Annotated in this window: 11 protein-coding genes; all 11 read right to left on the reverse strand. The window is 44.0% G+C overall.

The window, feature by feature from the left end:
- Positions 1 to 1,280: stalk domain-containing protein (locus tag QD47_RS25525; RefSeq protein WP_044648746.1), on the reverse strand; the 1,280-nt coding region annotated here is incomplete at its 3' end.
- 99 nt (positions 1,281 to 1,379) lie between these two features.
- A complete protein-coding gene (locus QD47_RS25530) occupies positions 1,380 to 3,743 on the reverse strand; it encodes a copper amine oxidase N-terminal domain-containing protein (RefSeq protein WP_044648747.1) in 2,364 nt (787 codons plus the stop codon).
- A gap of 538 nt (positions 3,744 to 4,281) precedes the next feature.
- Positions 4,282 to 5,628, reverse strand: coding sequence for an efflux RND transporter periplasmic adaptor subunit (locus tag QD47_RS25535; protein WP_044648748.1), 1,347 nt, complete (start codon positions 5,626 to 5,628; stop codon positions 4,282 to 4,284).
- A gap of 20 nt (positions 5,629 to 5,648) precedes the next feature.
- The gene (locus tag QD47_RS25540) at positions 5,649 to 8,783 is read right to left on the reverse strand and encodes an efflux RND transporter permease subunit (RefSeq protein ID WP_044648749.1); all 3,135 of its coding nucleotides are present in this window, start codon (positions 8,781 to 8,783) and stop codon (positions 5,649 to 5,651) included.
- Positions 8,784 to 9,134: 351 nt separating this feature from the next.
- Positions 9,135 to 13,154, reverse strand: coding sequence for an S-layer homology domain-containing protein (locus QD47_RS25545; protein WP_044648750.1), 4,020 nt, complete (start codon positions 13,152 to 13,154; stop codon positions 9,135 to 9,137).
- A 191-nt stretch (positions 13,155 to 13,345) separates the two neighbouring features.
- Positions 13,346 to 14,476 carry a glycosyltransferase family 4 protein gene (locus QD47_RS25550; protein WP_044648751.1) on the reverse strand — a complete coding sequence of 377 codons (1,131 nt, stop codon included), beginning with the start codon at positions 14,474 to 14,476 and terminating at the stop codon, positions 13,346 to 13,348.
- A 137-nt stretch (positions 14,477 to 14,613) separates the two neighbouring features.
- The gene (locus tag QD47_RS25555) at positions 14,614 to 15,375 is read right to left on the reverse strand and encodes a WecB/TagA/CpsF family glycosyltransferase (protein ID WP_044648756.1); all 762 of its coding nucleotides are present in this window, start codon (positions 15,373 to 15,375) and stop codon (positions 14,614 to 14,616) included.
- 8 nt (positions 15,376 to 15,383) lie between these two features.
- On the reverse strand, positions 15,384 to 16,520 hold the full coding sequence (gene csaB, locus QD47_RS25560) for a polysaccharide pyruvyl transferase CsaB (RefSeq protein ID WP_044648752.1): 1,137 nt from the start codon (positions 16,518 to 16,520) through the stop codon (positions 15,384 to 15,386).
- Positions 16,496 to 18,511, reverse strand: a complete 2,016-nt coding sequence (locus QD47_RS25565; RefSeq protein ID WP_044648753.1) for a DUF5693 family protein — start codon at positions 18,509 to 18,511, stop codon at positions 16,496 to 16,498. Before QD47_RS25565 ends, csaB begins: the two co-directional genes overlap by 25 nt.
- Before the next feature lie 261 nt (positions 18,512 to 18,772).
- Complete coding sequence (locus QD47_RS25570) at positions 18,773 to 20,491, reverse strand: phospho-sugar mutase (protein ID WP_044648754.1); 1,719 nt, start codon at positions 20,489 to 20,491, stop codon at positions 18,773 to 18,775.
- 96 nt (positions 20,492 to 20,587) lie between these two features.
- Positions 20,588 to 21,034, reverse strand: coding sequence for a 3-hydroxyacyl-ACP dehydratase FabZ (gene fabZ / locus QD47_RS25575; RefSeq protein ID WP_044648755.1), 447 nt, complete (start codon positions 21,032 to 21,034; stop codon positions 20,588 to 20,590).
- Positions 21,035 to 21,675: the final 641 nt, after the last annotated feature.

The following is a 21,675-nucleotide window of genomic DNA, read 5'->3' on the forward strand; positions in this document are numbered from 1 at the left end:
ATCGATCTTACAAGTCCTTCGAGCTGTTTCTTTGTCCCCTCTGTAGCATACTGAGCTTTTTCAACATTAAGCTGTTCAGCTTCGTAAGGCGTATTTCCAGAAGTATTAAAATTATAAAGCTTTAGGCTCAATTCAGCTAAATCTACTTGTTGCTCACTTAACCAAATGGCAGTGCTGCTAGTAAGTACCTGGCTTACCTTAGTTTCCACATTATCTTTAAATTCAGAATAGACAGGCTTATCCTTTAATTCATAACGCTGCTCCGGTTTATACCCAATCGCTTGATTCAAAGATATATACGCACTGTCCAGATCTTTTTTAGCCTTTTCTAAAGCAGCTTGATTTTGAGTTAACTGATTGGTTGCTTGTGTAACCTCATAGTCACTTGACATTTGATTATCTCTTTTAATTTGTGCGACTTTCAGCTTGCGCTCGGCATCTTCAATATTCAAAGCAGCCAGTTTAACTGCATTTTGTTTTTGAAGAAGTTTGTTATAAAGGTCCTTCACGTTGTATTGAATACCTTCCTTAGTCATGTCCAAATTCTTCTTTGCAGCCTCATAGTTAAGGTTGGTTTGAGCATAACCCTTAAAAGCTTTATCAGAAGCTTCAACGCCTGCCTCGGCAGGAACAAAGTCGATATTCTTACCTGCTTCTTTCATGATTTTCCCGGCTTGATCAATACTGGTTTCTCCTGTTTTAACTGAGGTACTATCAGCTATAGCCAGTTTAACTGCATCATCATAGGCTAAAGAATCACTATAGTAGGTATCATAAGTAACTTTAGTCACAGGAGCCGTGAAAGGCTTACTGGATAAGCTGTTGGTTTGATCACCAGTAGTGCTTCCATCAGCTTGATTTGAAATAGTTACTGTCCGTGTAGTCTTATCCCAATTTACTTTGGCGCCTAATGATTGGCTCACAAAGCGCAGAGGAACGAGCACTTGACCCTTTTGAATTTGAGTAGCTGCATCGAGTTGTACAGGAGCACTATTCTTATAAGCAAGTTTAGAACCAACATTTAAAGTTAACGTATCTTCATTTTTAGATGCCGTTACTTTTTTAGCTTTACTATCCCAATCCACTTGCGCTCCCAAACTTTCGAAAACTCCACGAAGAGGTACTAAGGTTGTATTTTGACTAACAACAGGAGCTTGCGTATATTGTTGGGTTACACCGTTAATAATAACTTTTATATCACCTGCTTGAGCTCCCACAAGATTGGCAAATGCAGAAGAAAGAACCAATGTGGAAAGTACAGCCACTCCAAAACGTTTCATAATTTCTCTCCTTTGTCAATAAGGCTAATAAAAGAAAAGGGCTCCAAAAGGAACCCTTTTCTCATCTAATTCAGTTAACTCAAAAGAGCTGCTCTTAAATTAGTTGTTGTTTTCAACAGTTACTGTTTTCGCAGTTGCATCATAGTTGATGGATGCATCCAGCGCTCTGCTTACCCAGAAGATAGGCAGTACAGTACGGTTTTTGTTAGTTACAGCTTTAACGTCCATACGAACCACAGAACCGTTAATAGTCAACAGGTTAGTGTTCAGTTTGATTTGAGCAACGCGGTCACCTTTAATCAGGGTAACTGTGGAAGTTGCTTTGTCAAACAAGATGTTTTGTTGGGATACACCCAGAGCTTCAGCTGCATAACGTACTGGCAAGTAAGTGCGTCCGTTTTCAGCATAAGCAGCTACATCAGCTGTTTTAGATTCGCCGTTCACTGTGTAAGCAGTGCTTCCCAGTGTGAATACAGCTTTAGATTTAGTAGCACCTGGAGCTGGAGTTCCAACAGTTGCGATTGCTGTTTCAGCAGCTGCAGTGTTGTTGTCTTTCCAGTTTTGAGTGTTTTCAGATGCGCCTTTGTATGCAGTGTAAGAAACTGCGCTACCTTTCAGCTTAGCAACGATGTCGCCTTGAGCTACAGTACGGTCAACAGTCAGCTTAGGAGCCGAGATAGTGATTGTACTTGGAGTAGCACTTTCGCTATCGATGTAGAAGCTCAGACGGCCTTTGTTGCTTTCGCCGTAAGTATCAGTAGATACGCTCTTCACTTTAACATCACCAGCTGTTACTTTAACTTCTGGAGTAGCAGCAAAGCGTACGCCTGTTGGCAATTCCAAGATTACTTCACGGCTACCATCTTTCTTAACGAAAGCTTCTTTAGCTGCTTCAGTAATTGTGATGTCGCCAACTTGTTGGTCGCCCAGACCGATTGTCAGGGTTGGTTTCGATGCAGCAGCCAAAGTAACAGCTTGCTTCACAGTTGCAACCTTAACACTACCGCTCAAACCTTGGCTACCAGCAACATCAACGTTCAGATCGCCGGAGAAACCTGGTTGTGTAGCAACTTCAACGTTTTTCAGCTTCAAAGTACCTGGATCTTTAGAGCTGTTAACGTTTTTGAAAGTCAATCTCAAAGTACGTTTGTCGGAATCTGTATAAGATACGTCTGCTCCGCCCAATCCGTTAGTGTTTTCGAAAGATCCGGAGAAGTTGCTTCCTGGAGTGTTACTTTCGAAAGTAGACTGCCAACGAGCACCCTCAGGCAAACGCAATGTTACAGTACGGTTGTTAACAAAAGAACCAGCAACTTTTTCTTTAATTACGATATCACCAATTTTTTGCTCGTCATGACCAGCAAGAATTGTTGTTGGAGAAGCTACGGAAACACCGCCACCGATTTGACCATAGCTACCAACTACGAGAGAGCTAACGTCAGTAGTTGTGTTACCGGAGATACTAGCAGTAACATCGCCTTCTTTAGCGTTAGTTTCATCGTCAACGTAGAAGCTCAAAGGCAGGTTAAATGTTGTTTCTTTGCTGCTTTTTGTTTTCAAAGACAAAGTCAGAGTGTCTCCATCAACTTTAGAAACTACATCACCAGATGTGATATCACCAAAGAGAATGCTAGCACTTCCTGAAGCGTTCCATTTAAAACCGCTAGGCAATTTCAGTTTGATGTTATTGTTGTTAGCCAAAGCACCTGCTGTTTGTTCTTTAACTTTCAATGTTGCAGTGAAGTTGTCTGTGTTAGAAACAGTGTCCGCAGCAGACAAAGATACTTGACCGGAAGATACTACGTTTGCAATTGTAACTTCGCCGCTAGTCAAACCACTCAGGGAAGAAGCATCAATTGTAGCTTTTACAGGTCCATTGCTAGGTCCACTTACATTGATGTTAGCAAAGTTCAGATATACATCAGCGCTATCTTTGGAGTTATCAAAGTTCAGTGTTACTTTCGCAGAGTTATCAGTCAATTTCTCAACTTTCATTGCATTAGCATCATTATAGCCAGTAGCTGCAGCGTTTTTGTCCAAAGCGTTATCTTGTGCATCAAGATATACACCCAAGCCATAAGTAGCGTCAGTAGCGGAAGTAGCACGGCCAACCTGAAGAGCTCCAGATTTACCAAAATCAAAACCTTTAGGCAAAGTAATAGTGAAAGAAGCACCGCTAGCAATAGAAGCTTGGCTAATACTTACTTTTGCTCTACCCAAAACAGCATTATCTTGTTGGTCTGAGTTGATACTTGGAGTGCTCAGTGCAGTATAGCTAGAAGCTGCATGAACTGCAGTTGGTGCAGTCAGTGCTGCGATTGGAGCTGCAACACCAGCAACCAATGTTGCTGTTGCCAGCACGTTGATCATTTTTTTATTAAACTTTGTCATAACCTTTTTTTCTCCTCCTTGAATATAACCAGAAATATTATTTTTGTCTTTTTGTCGGATCTTGTCACTCATCAGTAGTTACACCTCCTTTCCGAGCTTTATGAGAACCCTTATAAAATGATATCTGTGACAATATCACAGAAGCTTGGAATCTAGTTGAAAGAAAGCGTCCATTTATGACGTACTCCAGTATTATACAATGTGATAACAATGTCGTAAAGAATTTTTTTAGCGAATTATGTCTTTACGCTTTTGTACCCCTTTGTTTCATACTCACCCAATTAGACGTAGCATGGGTTCGAAAAGTTGCGTCCGTTTCAAAAAAAATTTTATTTTTTTTTGAATATGTATTCCGCTTTCCTACAGTCATAATTATACTATTGAACCTGTTCCTCCGTCATCCTACAACTTTTACCTGTTCAACCTTAATGTACAAGAGTTCTCTTGCACATTTATGGTAGTCCCTTAATGAGTATATTCACTGTACATTATCCATAGAATATAAAGAATACATAAATCCTAGGGATACGCCCAGATTGAACACTTAAAGTAGTAAGTAATGACGGAGGACCAGCAATTTTTATAGCCTACACACCCAGAACAAAACAAATTACTTCACTATATTAACCTTAGCACCATCAGTAAGCAGGCTTATCCCCTTAACAGCAATGGTCTGACCCTCGGTGAGCCCCTTGGTTATTTCAACCTCCTTGGCGCTTTCCTGGCCTGTTTGCACTTCCACTCGTTTAGCAGTAGTCCCCTCAACTACATAAGCATACTTTTTCCCAGCCTGCTCCGTAATTGCATCCTGTGATACCAGAATGTTTTGTGCAGCTTCGGATTTCATATAAACATACACAACCATACCGGATTTGAACTCGCCAGATGGATTGGGAACTGAAATTTCGACAGGATATGCCTTGAGATCATTATCCATAACCGGATTGACCGCTGTCACTTTGGCCTCTATTCGCTTACTCAATGAGTCTACCCCTAGAGTTACAGTGGAGCCTACATTTAGCTTAAGCAGATCCTCCTCAGAGACATTTACTTTGGCAAGGATCGGATTGGTATTTGCAATTGTAGCTACAGCTGACTGAGCGCTGACCATTTGCCCTGTTGTACCATTCACAACTGAAATGGTGCCCGACATAGGTGCTCTGACTACAGCGTCGACAAGCTGACTACGTGCAGTATCCAAAGCAGCCTTGGCCTGATTAGCCGAAGCACGTGCTACATCAATACCCGTTTTCTGTTGTGCAAGACGCAAAGACTTCTGGGCATTAGTATATGTTGTCTGGGCACTTTCCTTGGATGTTTGCGCATTATGAAGTGAGAGCTGGGCGTTTTCCAACGCAGTTTGAGCTCTTCTATGCGCTATTTGAGACTGTTCCAGGTCAGATTGCGAAACAGCACCAGCACTAAACAACTGCTGGTTACGATTTAGCGTATTCTGAGCATCACGCACGGAACTCTGGGCATCTACCACAGCAGTCTGCGCTTGGGTAATGGCATTGTCTTGCTGTACCAGTGCACTCTTAGCCTGATCCACAGCAGACTCTCCCTGTTGAACAGATTGCGCTGCTCCACTTTCAGCTTGCTTCAAATTAGCAAGTGCAACCTGGTAAGATTCCTGAGACTGTGTAATCGCGTCGTGAAGGTCTTTCTGATCAATTGTAAACAAAATATCGCCTTTGTTTACCTTTTGTCCCACCGTCAAATTAATGTTCAGTATTTTTCCGCTAATTTTCGGAGCAACCTGAGCCGTGTCTTTGGGCGCAAAGTTGCCTACAATACCTGTTGAATCCTCAATACTGCCTTTAGCCACTTTTGCTACCTGGATCGGAATCGTTTTCTGCACCGCGGCCGGAGCGGCGGGGGCTCCCCCCCCACCGCAGCCTGCCAATGCAACTGACAAAAGCAATGTCGTGGCAATCAGAGCACTTTTTTTATTCATTATATCTCTTCACCTCATTATTAAATGTGAACACTCTTTTGTTGCAGCTTTGCTTCTTTTTTGAGCTGTCTTTTCAATTTCCGTTCTTTACGCTTTTGTATACTATTGTCCATGATAACGTAGATTACCGGAATAAGAATTAATGTAATAAGAGCTGAGAAGGACAACCCGAACACGACGACAACAGCCATCGGCGCTTGTGTTTCGTTACCATTTCCTGTTGCGAATGCCATTGGAAGCAATGCGAGTACAGTAGCAAGCGTGGTCATTAAAATCGGACGTAACCGTTCAGATGCTCCATGAATAATGGCTTCATCCCGATCCTGACCTTCTTTTCGGAGCTGAATAATGAAATCAATCATGACGATGGCATTATTCACGACCAAGCCGACAAGCATAATATAACCGGTCAGAGCCGATACACTAAGGCTAGCTCCTGTTACAACCAAACCAATAAGCACACCAATTAACGTAGGTGGAACCGAGAACATAATTACAAACGGTGTAAGCAAGGATTCAAACTGCCCTGCCATAACCATATAAATCAGCACTACAGATAGCAATATAGCTACTGCCAGATTTGTAAAGGACTCCATCATTTGCTCATTTTGACCGCCACCCGTATCGGCACTATATCCCTCAGGGAAATGAGTACCTTTCAGAAGAGCATCTATTTTTTGATTAACCGTAAGAATGTCTCCTGTTCCGTCTATGTCAGCAGTAATCTGTACTTGGCGTGTTTGATTCTCGCGTGTAATCGTCTCGGGAACCTCACGCTTATCTATACTGGCCACTGATGACAGAGGCACATCGATCCCTTGTGCAGTTGTAATCCGCACTGTTTGCAGATAAGCCAAATCATGGCGATACTCATTCGGCAACGATATTTTCACATCAATCTGGTCTTCTCCGGTACGATAGCTTGTAGCAACGGAGCCGTTAAAGGAGGTATTCACATCAGACAAAATTTGAGAAGCTGACAAACCATATCGGCTGGCAAGCTCACGATTAATCGTAATCTCAAATTCCTCACGAGTAGCATTCATCGTACTCTTAGCATTGACCGCTCCCGGTATATTTTTAACCTCAGCTAAGAGATTATCCGAAAGCTCCCGCAATACTTCTACATCATCACCCTTCAGGTTGATGTTTACGGCTGATCCACTTGATAGCCCGGTTGAAGATTGAATAATAATTTCCGCATCGGGGATATTTTCGACTTTTTTGCGGAGCTCATTGACCACGGCATCAGTAGGTCGTGTATGCCCATCCTTCAGCGTAACATTAACCTGCGCAGCATTAGCAGATGTTGAACCGGATACACTTGACACACCGCCTCCAGAACCTACAGTTACTGACATTTTATCAAGTTCAGGAATCTTTAAAATTTCCTTTTCAATTCCTTGAACAACCTTCTCTGTTTCTTCCAACATGGTTCCATTAGGCATCGTTACCGAGAGCGAAAACTCCCCTTGGTCGGATTCAGGAAAAAACTCCGTTTTAACCATAGGAATCAAAGCTGCCGCAGCTACAAACATAAGCAAAGTAATAGTCAAAACACTTTTACGGTGGTTAATCCCCCACTTGAGAATACGACGGTATCCGCCCTTCAATTTCTCAAAACCGATATTAAACCAGATAATAGGGTTCATTCCTTTATAGGTACCCGAAGAATATATTGACTCATCTGGTACAGTAGGCAACCAACGTGAACTTAGCATAGGAACAAGCAAAAGCGATACTAGCAGAGCAGCAATATGAGAGAAAATTACGGTCAAGGCTAACGGCTTAAACAGCACGCCCGCAATTCCATCTACAAATACAACTGGTAAAAACACTACTATTTGTGCAAGCGCAGATGCCATTACCGCATTACCCACTTGCTTGGAACCATCAATAGCGCCCTGTAGCATACTTTTGCCTTCATGTCGTTGTCTAAAAATATTCTCGATAATAACGACGGCAAAGTCAACAAAGGACCCAAGACCCAGTAGCAAACCACTCAATGAAATAACGTTAATGGTTTGTCCACTAAAATACATCATCATAAACGTTGCTACAAAAGAAATTGGAATAACGATAGTCGCAATAATTGTAGAACGTGCGCTATTAAGAAATAACAGTAACACGATAGCTGCAATAATAAGTCCCAATACAGCATGCTCTACTAGTGAATGTACAGAATCGCTAATAGGTTTGGAAGCGTCTGTGACCATCTCAAGCTGAGTCCCCTCAGGCAAGTTCTTACGGATTGAATCCAGACTTTCCTTCACAGAATTAGCAATGGCAAGTGTATTCCCTCCGGTAGCCTTTGTGACTGAAATATTAATACTTGGCTTACCATTGTATGTGGAAATGGTGGTGACATCGTCCAAGGAATCTTCAATGGTTGCGACATCCTTTAATTTCACACTGCCTTTGCCCACAGTGATCGGAGTCTCTCCCATTTCCGAAACAGCCTGATATTCACCTTGAACCCTGATTTGGATCTCTGTATTACCACGGTCAACAGAACCTGCAGAGCCGGCCACATTATTAGCTGATAATGCCTGGCTGATCTGATCTAACGTAATACCATAACTTTGCAGTTTGGCCTGATCTACAGTAATTCGAACTAACCGCTCTTGTCCCCCAGACAAACCGACTGAAGCGACCCCTGAGATTCTTTCGAGCTGTGGTTCGATAATATCCTCTGCAATAGGCTTCAGTTTGTTAACATCCTGATCACCGGTAAATGCTAAATTAATTACAGGTGTAGCATTGAGATCCAGTTTCAGAACACGCGGTGAATTGGCAGCTTTGGGAAGTGAACCCCGAACACCATCCAATTTATCTCGCATATCCAATGTAGCCTGATTGAGATCTACTCCCCAGTTAAACTGAATCATGACCATAGAGGTCCCCTCAGAAGACTGAGAGCTAATCGTATCCACATCCTGAATGGACGATAGGCCTTTTTCAATAGGCTTGGTAACCAATTCCTCAACTTCTGTCGGTGTCGAGTTTGGAATACTGGTCACTACCATAGCAATAGGCAGCTTCATATCCGGCAGCTGCTCGACAGGAAGTCTTAACGCAAAAATACCGCCCCCGATCAACAAAGTAACAATTAACATAAATACTGTTACAGGACGGCGTATTGAAAACTGAGACATCTCATCACTCCCCACTCACTTCTTTATGTAGCATTTAAGCACACTAATCCTCTACTACGATGAAATAGGCGTAAAGTTTCAGATAAATGTGCAAAAAAACATATAAGCAAATAATAAACACATTTTGAGATAAATACTTAAAAAAAAGTAGTTAATTTAAATGCATTTATGGTAGTTCAAGAACAAAAACGCTGTAAACTTACCCATCAGTTATCTGCTCATTGTTATTATGGCATAGGCCCTTAATCCCAGTCAAATAGCTGATTTTTAAAAAACATCCCTCTCATGTATATGAAAGGGAATTCCAATTTCGCATGGAGGGATGTTCAATAAATTCAGTTTTTTAAGGATCTAGATTTTAGGAAGCAACTTTTTATCAGCCATAACTTTAGCTATAATAATGGCCGCATCTCCACGCAAGGTCAGAGATGTAGGATTAAACATATACCCTTTTTTCAGATCACTAGCATCAACAGGTGAACCCGTGATAAAGCCCTTCTTGGCAATCGCAAGCACAGATGCTTGTGCATAGTAATCAATCTTATCTGCATCTTTAAAGGTTTTAGACAGATTCTTCATGATCTTGTCGTGATCTGTCTCCAGCTTCAAATTCAATGCCTTGGCGATAATGACCGCTACATCCTGACGTGTAATTACATCTTCCGGCATAAAGATTCTCGGTTGCGAACCTTTTACAATACCGGCACGTGCGGCTGTTTCAATATAACGATAATCATAGAGAGCATCTGCCGATATCGTATTTGGAATAGACACGTCATCAAAATGCTTCGCCCCACTGAAATTAAGAGGAATTTGCAGACCTTTGACAATCATAGACGTGAATTCGCCTCTTTTAATGTAGCTGTCAGGTCCAAAGCTATTAATTGGATCCATTGGGTTCATGACACCCTTAGCCAAAATGGACTCCATGTAATCTCTGGCGTACTTGTGCTTAATGACATCACTATACGTTTCTCCAACCTTAGCTACAACATAGTAGCCGAAACGATCAAACGGAACTTTAATGGTATGTTTCTTCGGATCCACCACACCACCAATGTTCTGCCAATCTTTAAGATCCGAATCAAAATAGAACACTGTCATTTGTTTCCCTGCATCCTGCGCGATACTGCTATCATACGTCAAGGTTAATGTTGCACGCTTGGATGGTACTAATTCATTAGAAGGATCACGCCAGTAGAAGTTTTTGATCTTACTACTGTCATTTTGTGACTTATTAGCCAGTTGATAAGGATCGGCACCATAAGTTACCGGATCGTAAGCATCCGTTTTGATATCATCTGCCGTACCTGGGTCAATCCAGAATACCGGACTTGACTTGGTAAAACGAGTTGGGAATTCTCTGTTGAAGTATCTACTTCCATCTGCAATCAAGCTCTGCATATCCGACAATGCTTTTTCAGTTTCAAATTCATGACGGTCCACCACACCATCTTCGCTATTTGCTATCGCAAAGTACAATGTATGACCAGAGAAAACCTGATTTTTGAATTGCTGCGGTTGATCATAATCCCGACGAATCAGACTAGTTCCCTTAGCAAAAGCAAGTGTAAGATTCCCATCAAACACTTTGTGCGATGTTTTCATCGCTTCCATGTACTGCTCACCAGGAATATTAGTAGGCACATATTTAACCGTAATGGTCTGTTTCAGTTTATCTTTACCTTTTGTAACCACTACGTCAATTTTATTATCTTTGTTGGCCTTTAGACCTGTGACGATGGCTTTGTAGGTTGAAGGGTAATCAACAGTGCCATCATAATCAGAATCGAATCCCTCTTGAACTGCTGTTTCCTTACCTACCATAACACTATCTGCATTACCTGCGTTCACAACCACTTGCACAAAGTTTTGATTCACGATTCTCTTTTCAGGAAGCGGACGCAAAATATCAAAAGATGTGGATTGACCAGATACTTGCAGTCGGAACGTTGCAAATGGTCCGCTCTTGCCACTGTTGTACAAGGTAATGTTATAGGCTACTGGTGTTCCATCTTGCGGAACGGTTTGGTTTTTCAACACAAAGCTGAAATACTTTTTGTCCGGGTGATAGTACACGAGCAGGTCTTTTAATTCTTTATTTGTAAATTTATCTGTAGTGGAACCAGAGTTGTATGCTGTCTTAGCATCTTCTGCTGAGTAAAACTCATTATTCAGCGTCCAATTAACCTCGCTGTCGTCCGATCCCTTAATCTCCAAAATATATTGATCTTTATTGGCAATATCACTTAACGAACCATTGACCTGATCCGCTTTACCCAAATCAGCAATACTGAATGTACCAAATACATTGATATTTTTCAGGGATGTATTGTAATTGGTATCATCCACTTTAGTGAAATTAGCATCTTTTGTTTTCGGTGCAATTTCGCTATATTTCGGAGCACTGCTCAAGCCACTAACAGGTGTAAAAGGAATAATCCCCTGTGTGTTTGGAACTGGAATTACTGGAATATTGGTCTGTGTAAAGTTTACTTTTACCGTATTGCTATATTCAATACCTGGCTTGTACACAAATTTGATTTCATTATTCCCACTTGCCAGTGCGTTGGCTGCGGCTGTTTCCGAGGAAGAAGCAAGCTTAAAGTCCGCCCCTGAGCCATCCAAATCAACCAATACATTATTAATATACAGGAATACATTTCGGTTACTTCCAGTGTAATGAATATCTGCTGTGTTGCTCACATCAAGCAATTTACCTTTAAAGTAGCCCAATTGAGTCAGCTTATAGGTATTCAAGTTTGAGCTGGAGGTATTTAACGGAATTTGTTGTCCGTCATAAATCGTATCATATTTCATGAATGGACCCTGCAACAGATTCACCGTGGCTTTAATTAACTTGGTCGAGTCACCATTCAGGTAAAAATTCAGTACGTTCTGTCCTTCTTTAGGCAAAGTGTCTACATAAGCAACGATTTTCTTCACTTGTGTTGACTTGCCATTGATTGTCCGAATCACATCTTGAGGTGATCCTACAGTATGAACCGATACCCCAGAAAGCTCACTGATTGAAGAAGGTGCACCGTTAACAACGATGAACTCCATACCTACAGGAACAGATGGAGCATCTGTAGTCTTGTTCTTCATAGAGCTTCCAGTTAACTTCATAGCTTCATCTATGGCAGTTGCCTGATCAGACCCACTTCCATTAATTCTGCTCAACAATTGATTGTTGAAATCAGGAAGATAGTTTACATCATCAATATACGGCTGAGTGCTGCTGCGCAATGTAAATTGGACAGCCGATGGAGAAGGCGGGGTACTGGTATCACTATAAGTTAGACCCAAGGATACTCTGGTCAAATGATCCACCACAACCCCTGAAGGTACAGTCACCTGAAATGGATATACCTTATAACCATTGGATGTAACCACATTAGCAGTATCAATCGTAGCATCAATCCCACTAGCACTACCCACAGCACTGCCATTGTTACTCACATCTGTAAACCGTGCATTAATTGTAGCCACTCCCGGATCAGATGCACCGCCTGGAACCAAAACCTTACCCTTCAAAACAACTCCACTCGTAGATGATACGGTAAAGTCAGGCGAAGTGGTCAGATCGGCCGACACATTCCCGTCCATGTTCAGGTTCAAATCGGAAAATTCAGGCTTGCCCGTATAGATCGTAATTTCACGTGTAACCGTAAGAGCCTGAGTTCCGTTACCCACCTTTAGAGTCACTATATTTTTACCCGGACTGAGTACAACACTTCCTGTTAGTTTGTAGCCGGTATAAGAGTTAACAGTATACGTATTACTGCTTTTTGCAGACGTGAGTGTTACACTGTCAGCATTAGGCGCTGTACCTTGAATGACCACTTTAACGTCATCCGAACCACTATTACCAGCGTCTGTCAGCACAGCTGTCTGGTTCTCTACTAACTGCTCAGTTTTACCGTTCAACGTAGCAGACAGATCATAAACCTTTGGTCCATCCTGGTACTCTACGTAAATAGAATCCTTCATATCCGCCGAGTTTTGGCTGCTTTGGAATGTGATTCGATTCAAACCAGGAAACAGTTTAATGTCTGTAACTTTAAGCGTGGAGCCAGCGACCGTAATTCCGCCCTTTTGGCTCTCATTTTTATTTACCACGTTAAGAGTCGTTCCATTTTTGGAGAGCTGGAATACACTATATGATATCGTGCTTCCGTTCACTCCGTTAATCGTTCCGTTAACTGTAATACGGTCCGTGTTTACCGACCTGGCTGAATCCACGTCATATTTTTCATTTGGAAAAATAAAATAAGTTCCCGTCGCAGCATGAGCCGTACCTACCAGGGCCGCCGGCACCAAGCCAATGATGAGACCAACCGTCAGCAACATAGATAGCAATCGTTTCAAATCATTGTCCTCCTTAGATTCTGTCGCACCTTGGGGCACGTAATCATTCAATACCTTTTTTATCGGTAGCGAACATACAAAAAATTAGTAAATACGCAAAAAAGGAGGGAGTTTTTCTTAGCGAAGAACAAAAAAGCCCTCAAACCCGCGGTATACCGCCAAGCTTGAAGGCTTACTTTTAAAATAAAAAATTATAATTTCGAACGAGTCTGAGAATCTGGCTTAGCCAGCAACCGAATCAAGGTGTTAATCACCGGACGTTTGGTTTTACCGACAAGACCAATAACCTCGGCGCCGATCTGCAAGAAGAACATCATGATACATATCACGACAAAGATAACCCAGTTCGCTTCATTAAGCGCAGCATATGATTGAATCACGGCTAATACACCGAAAAATGCAGCAATAGCGTAAATAATCAATACGGTCTGTCTGTGGCTAAAGCCCAATTCACGCAGGCAGTGATGTAAATGACCTTTGTCTGGTGAGAATATCGGTTTTTTCTGCAACTTGCGACGAATGATTGCAAAGAATGTATCTGACAATGGTACGCCGATAATGATCAATGGTGTAATAAACGATACAATAGCGATCTGTTTGAATCCAAGCATCGACAGCATCGCCAGGCAGAAGCCCAAAAATAGAGATCCTGTATCACCCATAAATATTTTTGCAGGATGAAAGTTAAAAAACAGAAATCCGATAATGCTACCGAGCAGCACCAGGCAAAGCATAGCAACCATATAGTTGCCCATCAGAAGAGACATTACAAAAATCGTTCCGATTGCGATTCCCGAAACACCAGCAGCCAGTCCATCCAGACCATCAATCAAATTGATGGCATTCGTTACACCTACAATCCAGAAAATCGTAAGCGGGATGGAGATCCAGCTTTCCAAAGAAGAGTATGCATCCTGAAAAGGCACATTCACAAAATCAACACGAATATCAAAAGCAAATACAACCATACACGCAACGGCAATTTGAGCCAAAAATTTCAATTTTGCATTAAGATCAAAACGATCATCGAGAGCACCAATCAGTGTAATCAGCGTTCCGCCAATCAGAAAGGCTGCGATAAAGTTAATATCCCTTGAGGACAGCATTCCTTCAGGCACAAAAGGTAAAATCGCCAATAAGGACAAAAGAAATGCCAGGAAAATTCCCAGACCGCCAAGACGCGGCATAATTCGGGTATGTACCTTTCGGGCATTCGGCACATCGACGGCTCCAACCTTCACAGCAAATTTCTTGACGAGCGGTGTCAATAACAGCGCAAGTCCCAGTGCCATGATGAAACCAATAATATAGATCAATAGCATTTGATCATTCGACCCCCAATTTTAAAGCAATCCCTTTTCAGATGTAACCGCATTGAATTATACTCTGATCGAAAATAAATACCAAGCTTCATATTCTGGCAAATTAGCGGGTTTTGAAGGCAGATTCAAGCTATTTATCACACTTTTGTGACGTTTTCTTTTTCACGCATCACTTTCACGGCGAATTTCGGCAGCGCAAGCATTCTTTTGTACCGACTTGGCTCTTTCAATAGCCTATACAACCACTCAGCTCTGAGCTTTTGGAACAATTTAGGCGCACGTTTGGCTTTACCGGATATAATATCGAAGCTACCGCCCACCCCCATCATCACGGGAACACCTAACTCTTCTTTATATTTACCAATCCAGGGCTCCTGCGTGTCTGCTCCACGTGCTACAAACAGCAAGTCAGGATTTGCTTCACGAATAGCTGCAATCACCGCTTCATCCTCTACCGGTCCGAAAAATCCGTCATGCTTGCCGCAAACCGTAATTCCGGGATAAAGCTCATGTACCCGCTGGGCTGTCGCTTGAATCACCTCAGATGTCGATCCGAGCAAATAAACTTTCCAATGATAGTTTTCTCCAGCTGCAAGTAATTCATGTAACAAGTCAAAACCCGCCACACGTTCTGGTACTGGATGTCCTACATAATTTGCGGCCCAAACCACGCCAGTCCCATCCGGGACGATGAGCTCCGCCTGCTTCATCACTGACATGTACATAGGGTCTTCCAACGCTGCCATAACCATAATCGGATTAGCAGTGATCACTTGATGGGGTCGGCGAGACTCCACTGCTTGAATTAATACATTTAATGTATCTTTCATATTAAGCCTTGATACCGGAACACCGAAAATCGGGACGGTAGGCACATTCGTAACCTTATCGACTTTCACTGTATCCATCATCCTTTGCGACACAAGTAATTAATGATATGCTGTGCCGGCAAACGGGCCTCGCTTTTTAGCAAAGCAATTGCCGCTCCCTGGCTCTCGATCCATTGGCTCCGCTGATCCAGCAATCGTATAACCTCATCAGCCAGCTTTTGACCATTCAGCGCTTCTGTGGTGCCTACAGGCTGGCTACCGACGCGGCCGAGGAAATGGTCAATTTTCGGATCATAGGATATCCCCAACGGGGGCACCTGATGGGATGCTGCATAAATCAGACTGTGCAATCTCATCCCGATCATCAAACTACAACGGCTGACTTCCAGCAGCATCTGCTGAGGATCGGTAACCTGCTCACACATGCTGACACGGCTGCCTGTTTCCCTAAGATCCCCTAATAAATCCATTACCATCCTTGAAGCCTGCTCATCGTCCGGCAGATGAAAAGGGAAAAAGCGCAAATGCACACGGCGTTCAGCAACTAATTTCTTCAAACCATCCGCAATCGCCGTTAATTCACGACGTTCCTTGTCCCAGTAACGTACGGACACACCAACGATCGGAAGTTCATTTTCCCCTTCGACAGCCGCTCCCTGCAAACCTTCAGAATGGGAGGGCAATGGAAGCCCCATTACGGGATCGGGAACGACCTCAACAACAGGGTGTTTTAATTTCATGGTGCCCAGTAGCGCCGCAGACTGTTCATCTCTTACAGATACATATTCACAACGCTGAAACACCGACCGAATCATAGGGTAGAATATCTTCCGTTGCACCGGACCAATGCCTTGAGCATACACAAACGTCGGCTTTCCGGCCCACTGAGCCAGCTTGAGAATCGCAAGATAATAAGGAATGCTTTTAGGACTTGTTGCGTCCTGAAGCAAACTTCCGCCGCCGCTGATTAACCCGTCACTGTTTTTAATCGCTCTCCGAACTTCTCCCAGACTCATACGTGGTACGGCTTCTACTCCGTACATCTTCTGCGTCCAATCGGGGTCCGAAGACAGCACTACAGGCTTAACCGTAATACCCGCCTGACGGCTTTCCTCCTCTAATGCTGTCAATATCGACTTGAGCACTGCCTCGTCTCCACTATTGCGAAAGCCGTAATAACCCGAGATTATTATCGTTTGAACGGTGGTGACCATTTCTTCCAACATCCTTCCAGCACTTGCCACACGACAATTGCGATAATTCCCAGAATCAGACCAAATCCCAATCCTAGCAGCCCACGACTAAGCGAGAGTGCCGCTGGAGAATGAATGTGAGCAAAGGTATCGACCATAGAAGCTTGACCAATAGCAGCGATAATCAGCAAATAGATCGCTTGGCGATATTTCAACGCAAGGAATGCACCTGCAATAAACAGTGGGTGTGCCATCAAGAATTCCTTATTACGCGGACGCACACCAAATGCATTCTCAAGGAAATTTCGGAAAACCAGCTCTGTGTTAGACACGGTACCCGCATTCCCGGTACGGCTCAAATAGTACACTCCTGCGGCTCCAATAACAGCCAGTACGATGACCCATAGTACGGTAATCGGCGTGCGCAGCAGCTTTGAGATTTCTTCGCGTATAGAAACGCCCCGATAAAAGAAAATATATATTGCCGCCAAAAAAATCGGCAAAATGTGAAGCAAGCTTACGCCTCTAAATTGGTTCAGCACAAGGCTGTAAGCAATACTATTCAACAACGCAATAACAAACGGTACAGCAGCCAACGACAAGACTGCTGTCTGAACGTACAATACAAGTGTTTGAACGAGACGACGACCTACTGAAAGCACGGGCTCCTGTTCACGTTTGATTCTAATCGTACGCACAGCAATAACCATTGCAACTGTGGGTCCACTAATCGCTGCAAGTAGTGCCAAGCCCTGCTCCATCAAGCTGGAGTTCAGAACGTAAAGACCTGCTGAGCCAACCAGTCCCAATCCAAATGCTAGCAAGGTCAATGCTGGAACAAAATACGACACCATAATGGAGAAGAAAGCCAGTGCCCCCAGTACAACCACCAATTTCAGGTAACGCTGGTACGACGAATCAACCACTTGAAATGGTTCGGCCTGTCCAAGCTCAAATCCTTTTTTCTCCATCCGTTGAACAGCATTACCCGGTTTGTCCAAACTATGGATCAAGTTATCTACAGAATCCTTCACTTTGGCCTCAGCCACACTGCGGGTCGGAGCTGTATTAAGATACAGCATGCGAATGTTGCGGTCCTTGGTCGCCAATGCAAAACGATCAGCCAACGTTTCCACATCAAGCGTTGAATCTTTGTCGCTCAGTGAGTACAGGCGCACAACGTTATATTTTATAGCGTAAGCCAGCTTGTTGAAGCCTGCCTGCGGTTTTTTCAAGTTTTCAATAGCGGCCAGGCCAATATTGTATTTGTTCAGTAATTGAGCGAATGCCGCCAGACTGTGTTCTTTCTCATTATCTGTAAACCCTTTGACAGAATCTCCTTCAAACAAAATGCGTTTTACGCCATTCTCCTGAAAAGAAGCCAACGTCTCTTCCGTCAATTCCTGATTGTAAGGAAGACTGTCGCTCATCCGAGGAACGATAAAAAATCCTTTACTCCGAAGCTGTTTCATGGCAATCGGATCAGGCTGTATGGGTTTGAGATACGCATCCTCTGGGGAAGTTTCTACAACGAGCCCTTCATGGCCCTGATAAGTCCATGGTTTTACGTTAATGTCCAGACTGTTAAAAGTACGTTCAATTAACGGCTTCAATGCCGCAGCGTTTTCCTGATCAGTGAAAACAACATACGTAAAATTCTCGTTGGCGGGTGATACCCGTTTTTCCATATCAGCAATGTTCTGAGTCGTATAGGTTACAACATGGCCTGCTTTGCGGAAATCATCCAGCGTGCTTTCATACATTGCCATACTGTTCACACCGGCCTGTTTTAAGCGGTCAAGCTGCTCATTCAGGTAATCCTGCGGGTGAGCCTGATACGAAGCTGCCTCCGTCAAATCCCGATAGTCGAATACGATCTCTACTTTTTTACTTGATGCTTCTGTCTGCAGACGATCGGCAATTACAGGAATGGAAGCCAGCAAACCAAGTGCAACCAGAATCCATAACCATTTTCGAGAAGCCGTATTCCAATACTGCCATTTCTGATACACCAAAGAACCTCCTTAATATTCGGGATTTTGCAAAATCCAACGCTGCTCACCTTACCCTTACTCAGTTGTTGGCAGGCCACTCATTGGATTTTGCAAAATCCTCCGTCACCGGAATAAGCTTATTTTCCCAAAGCCTCTTCCAGTTTATTCTACAACACAGAAATGACCCCCACGGCGTACTGCCCTTTGCCGTGAGAGGTCACCGATTTCTTAGTTCGTATCCAATTACCTTAACCCTATTCTATTATAAATGGATTTAGCTCAAGCGTCTACGCGTGCCATAACAGCCTCCACCAGACGGCTGATTCTTTGCTCAGCATCCGCCAGAGAGGAACCTCGTACCGCAAAGTATACTTTAATCTTCGGCTCGGTACCGGAAGGACGCAAGCAGAACCACGAACCGTCTTCCAGTAAGAACTTAAGCACATTCTCTTGCGGAAGTCCGTCCAAACCCTGTGAGTAATCCAGCACTTTTTCCACCTTCACGCCTGCAATTTCCAGAGGCGGGGTAGTGCGCCAATCCGTCATTTTGCCTTGAATCTGCGCCACTCCATCCTTGCCCTTGAGTGTGCGGGACTCCAGCTTCTCCAGAAAGTAACCAAACTGCTCATACAGCTCCTCTAAAACATCATACAGCGTCTTGCCTTGGGTACTGTAATAAGCAGCCGCTTCAGCGATCAGCATAGCCGCCAAGACCGCATCCTTGTCACGGGCATAATTACCTGCCAAATATCCGTAGCTCTCCTCATAGCCAAACAGGTAGGTATAATCGCCTGTTTGGTCAAACTGATTCATTTTCTCACCAATGTACTTGAAGCCCGTAAGCGTGTTAAATACGGTTGCTCCAAAATGCTCAGCAATCACTGCGCCCATTTCACTCGTTACGATGGTTTTAATGACCGCTCCGTTACTTGGAAGCTTACCCGTTTCTTTTAGCTGGTTCAACAAGTAGTAGACCATGATCGCGCCAGACTGATTACCGGACAATACCACATACTCACCGTCACGGTTTTTCACAACCGCTCCCATGCGATCTGCATCCGGGTCTGTACCGATCAACAAGTCCGCACCAATCTTTTCACCCAGCGCAATTGCCAGCTTGAAGGCATCGCGTTCTTCCGGGTTGGGTGATTTGACAGTGGAAAATTCAGCATCCGGCTGTTCTTGTTCAGGCACAATATGCACCTGCTCAAAACCGATTTTCTCCAACACGCGGCGAATCGGTACATTGCCTGAGCCATGAAGAGGTGTAAACACAACCTTGAAGTTTTTGCCCGGTCCAGCTGCAATCAGCTCACGATTAACACTCACACTGGCTACCGTATCCACAAACGCTTCATCTTCTTGCTCTCCAAGCCAAACCAGCAGGCCCTGTGCCTCTGCTTCTTCACGTGTCAGACGGTGAATATCAGCAAAAGAAGGAACCTCATGGATATAACCAATTACCTGCTCGGCCTGATCAGGAACAAGCTGACCACCTTCATCGTTGTATACCTTGTATCCATTATATTCAGGAGGGTTATGGCTTGCTGTTACGACAATCCCACCACTGGCTCCCAAATGTCGTACGCTAAAAGAAAGCTGTGGCGTTGGACGCAAGGACGGGAACAGCTTGGCAACGATGCCGTTGCCTGCCAGCACCAAAGCCGCATCCAAAGCAAACTCTGGCGAGAAATGACGCGAGTCATGCGCGATTACAACCGAAGGCTTCTCTTCTTTCCCCGCATGCTGCTCCAAAATATAACGAGCCAGTCCCTGAGTCGCACGTCCAATGACGTAACGATTCATCCGGTTGCTACCCGCCCCGATCACTCCGCGCAGACCACCTGTGCCGAATTCCAGCTCTTTGTAAAAGCGATCCTCCAACTCCTGCTCGTTGCCTTCCAATGCGCGCAACTCCTGTTTGGTTTCTTCATCAATATAAGGGTCATGCAGCCAGCTCTCAATGCTTTCCAATGCTTTTTTACTCAACTGCGTCATGCCAATTTCCCCTCTCCGTTTTTGGTTGGTCAAAACAGGATTTCTATGTACACATGCACTCGGTTAAGACGTCGTAATTATGTCAGCAGAGCTTGCTTATTGGGGAGGATCGGACAATGCAAACATAATCTCGCCCTCAGCTACTACTGTATCGCCTACCTTAGCCGTAGCCTTCCCTTTGCCGAATGCTCCTTTGGAACGGGTTATTTCCACTTCAAGCGTCAGCGTATCCCCAGGAACCACCTGTCCGCGAAAACGGAAGCCATCCAGCCCTGCCAAGAAACCAATTTTGCCGCGATTGCTTTCCAGATGCAGCAGTGCGAATGCCCCTACCTGAGCCAAGGCTTCGGTAATCAGCACACCCGGCATAACAGGATAACCCGGAAAGTGTCCAATGAAATGAGGCTCATTCACTGTTACATTTTTAATACCTACTGCTCTTTTCCCTTCCTCCAGCTCAATAATGCGGTCCACCAACAAAAACGGCGGCCGATGCGGGATAATCTCCTGAATTTGATTAACATCCAATTGCAATTTGTCCATTTACTTTAATAACTCCTCCCGCTTGCAGGGTTCAGGCCCTTAACAAAATAGAGCCGTTGCAAGCATAATATTACCCCGCCTGCGCTGCATAATAACAGTTCAAAGCGGTAACAATGTTAGATATCCTTCACCTACTGCAGAAGTGAAGGTTGAGATAAGGGGCTTTTTCCGCCGGTTATGCAACCAGAGGCGCGAAGAGGCCCTTTTGCCCGTGCTTGGTCTTACCCCGCAGTGTTTAAACTCCCCATCATTATACAGTTATCAGATGTAAAAAGAAAATTACGCGGAAGTACCATATTGGGTGCTCCTATTATGGGGTGAAGCAGGGGGTTCAATTTGAGCCAAGGGGGACGGGCTACGTGGATGGATCATTCTTCCGATCGCTGTTAACCCCGGATTTTTTTCATTGTAATGGGAATTTTAAAGGGTAAAATCCGGGATTAAAGGCGAACGCTATCGCTTCTTCAGAACGATTCCATCCCCTCCGCCGAGTTACCTTGGGCTCAAAAAAGAAAGCCTCGCTTCAATAGTACTCGCTTGGCGTGAAGGGCGGAACAACACCGAAGGCCCCTGCGATGGCCTTCATTGGCCTCCAACGACGTGCTGCGTTGGAGGGCCCTGCCGTTGTAGGCATAACAAAA

Origin of the sequence: Paenibacillus terrae (assembly GCF_000943545.1) — a bacterium.
In the GTDB taxonomy this organism is placed as follows: Bacteria; Bacillota; Bacilli; order Paenibacillales; family Paenibacillaceae; genus Paenibacillus; species Paenibacillus terrae_A.

What these genes read in the sequence shown, in the direction of transcription:
- QD47_RS25540 (WP_044648749.1), bottom strand. Translation starts at nt 8,783, where the DNA reads ATGTCTCAGTTTTCAATACGCCGTCCTGTAACAGTATTTATGTTAATT.
- QD47_RS25550 (WP_044648751.1), bottom strand. Translation starts at nt 14,476, where the DNA reads ATGCTATTGATCTATATTATTGGTTTCATCATGGCACTGGGACTTGCG.
- QD47_RS25530 (WP_044648747.1), bottom strand. Translation starts at nt 3,743, where the DNA reads ATGAGTGACAAGATCCGACAAAAAGACAAAAATAATATTTCTGGTTAT.
- csaB (WP_044648752.1), bottom strand. Translation starts at nt 16,520, where the DNA reads ATGGTCACCACCGTTCAAACGATAATAATCTCGGGTTATTACGGCTTT.
- fabZ (WP_044648755.1), bottom strand. Translation starts at nt 21,034, where the DNA reads ATGGACAAATTGCAATTGGATGTTAATCAAATTCAGGAGATTATCCCG.
- QD47_RS25535 (WP_044648748.1), bottom strand. Translation starts at nt 5,628, where the DNA reads ATGAATAAAAAAAGTGCTCTGATTGCCACGACATTGCTTTTGTCAGTT.
- QD47_RS25570 (WP_044648754.1), bottom strand. Translation starts at nt 20,491, where the DNA reads ATGACGCAGTTGAGTAAAAAAGCATTGGAAAGCATTGAGAGCTGGCTG.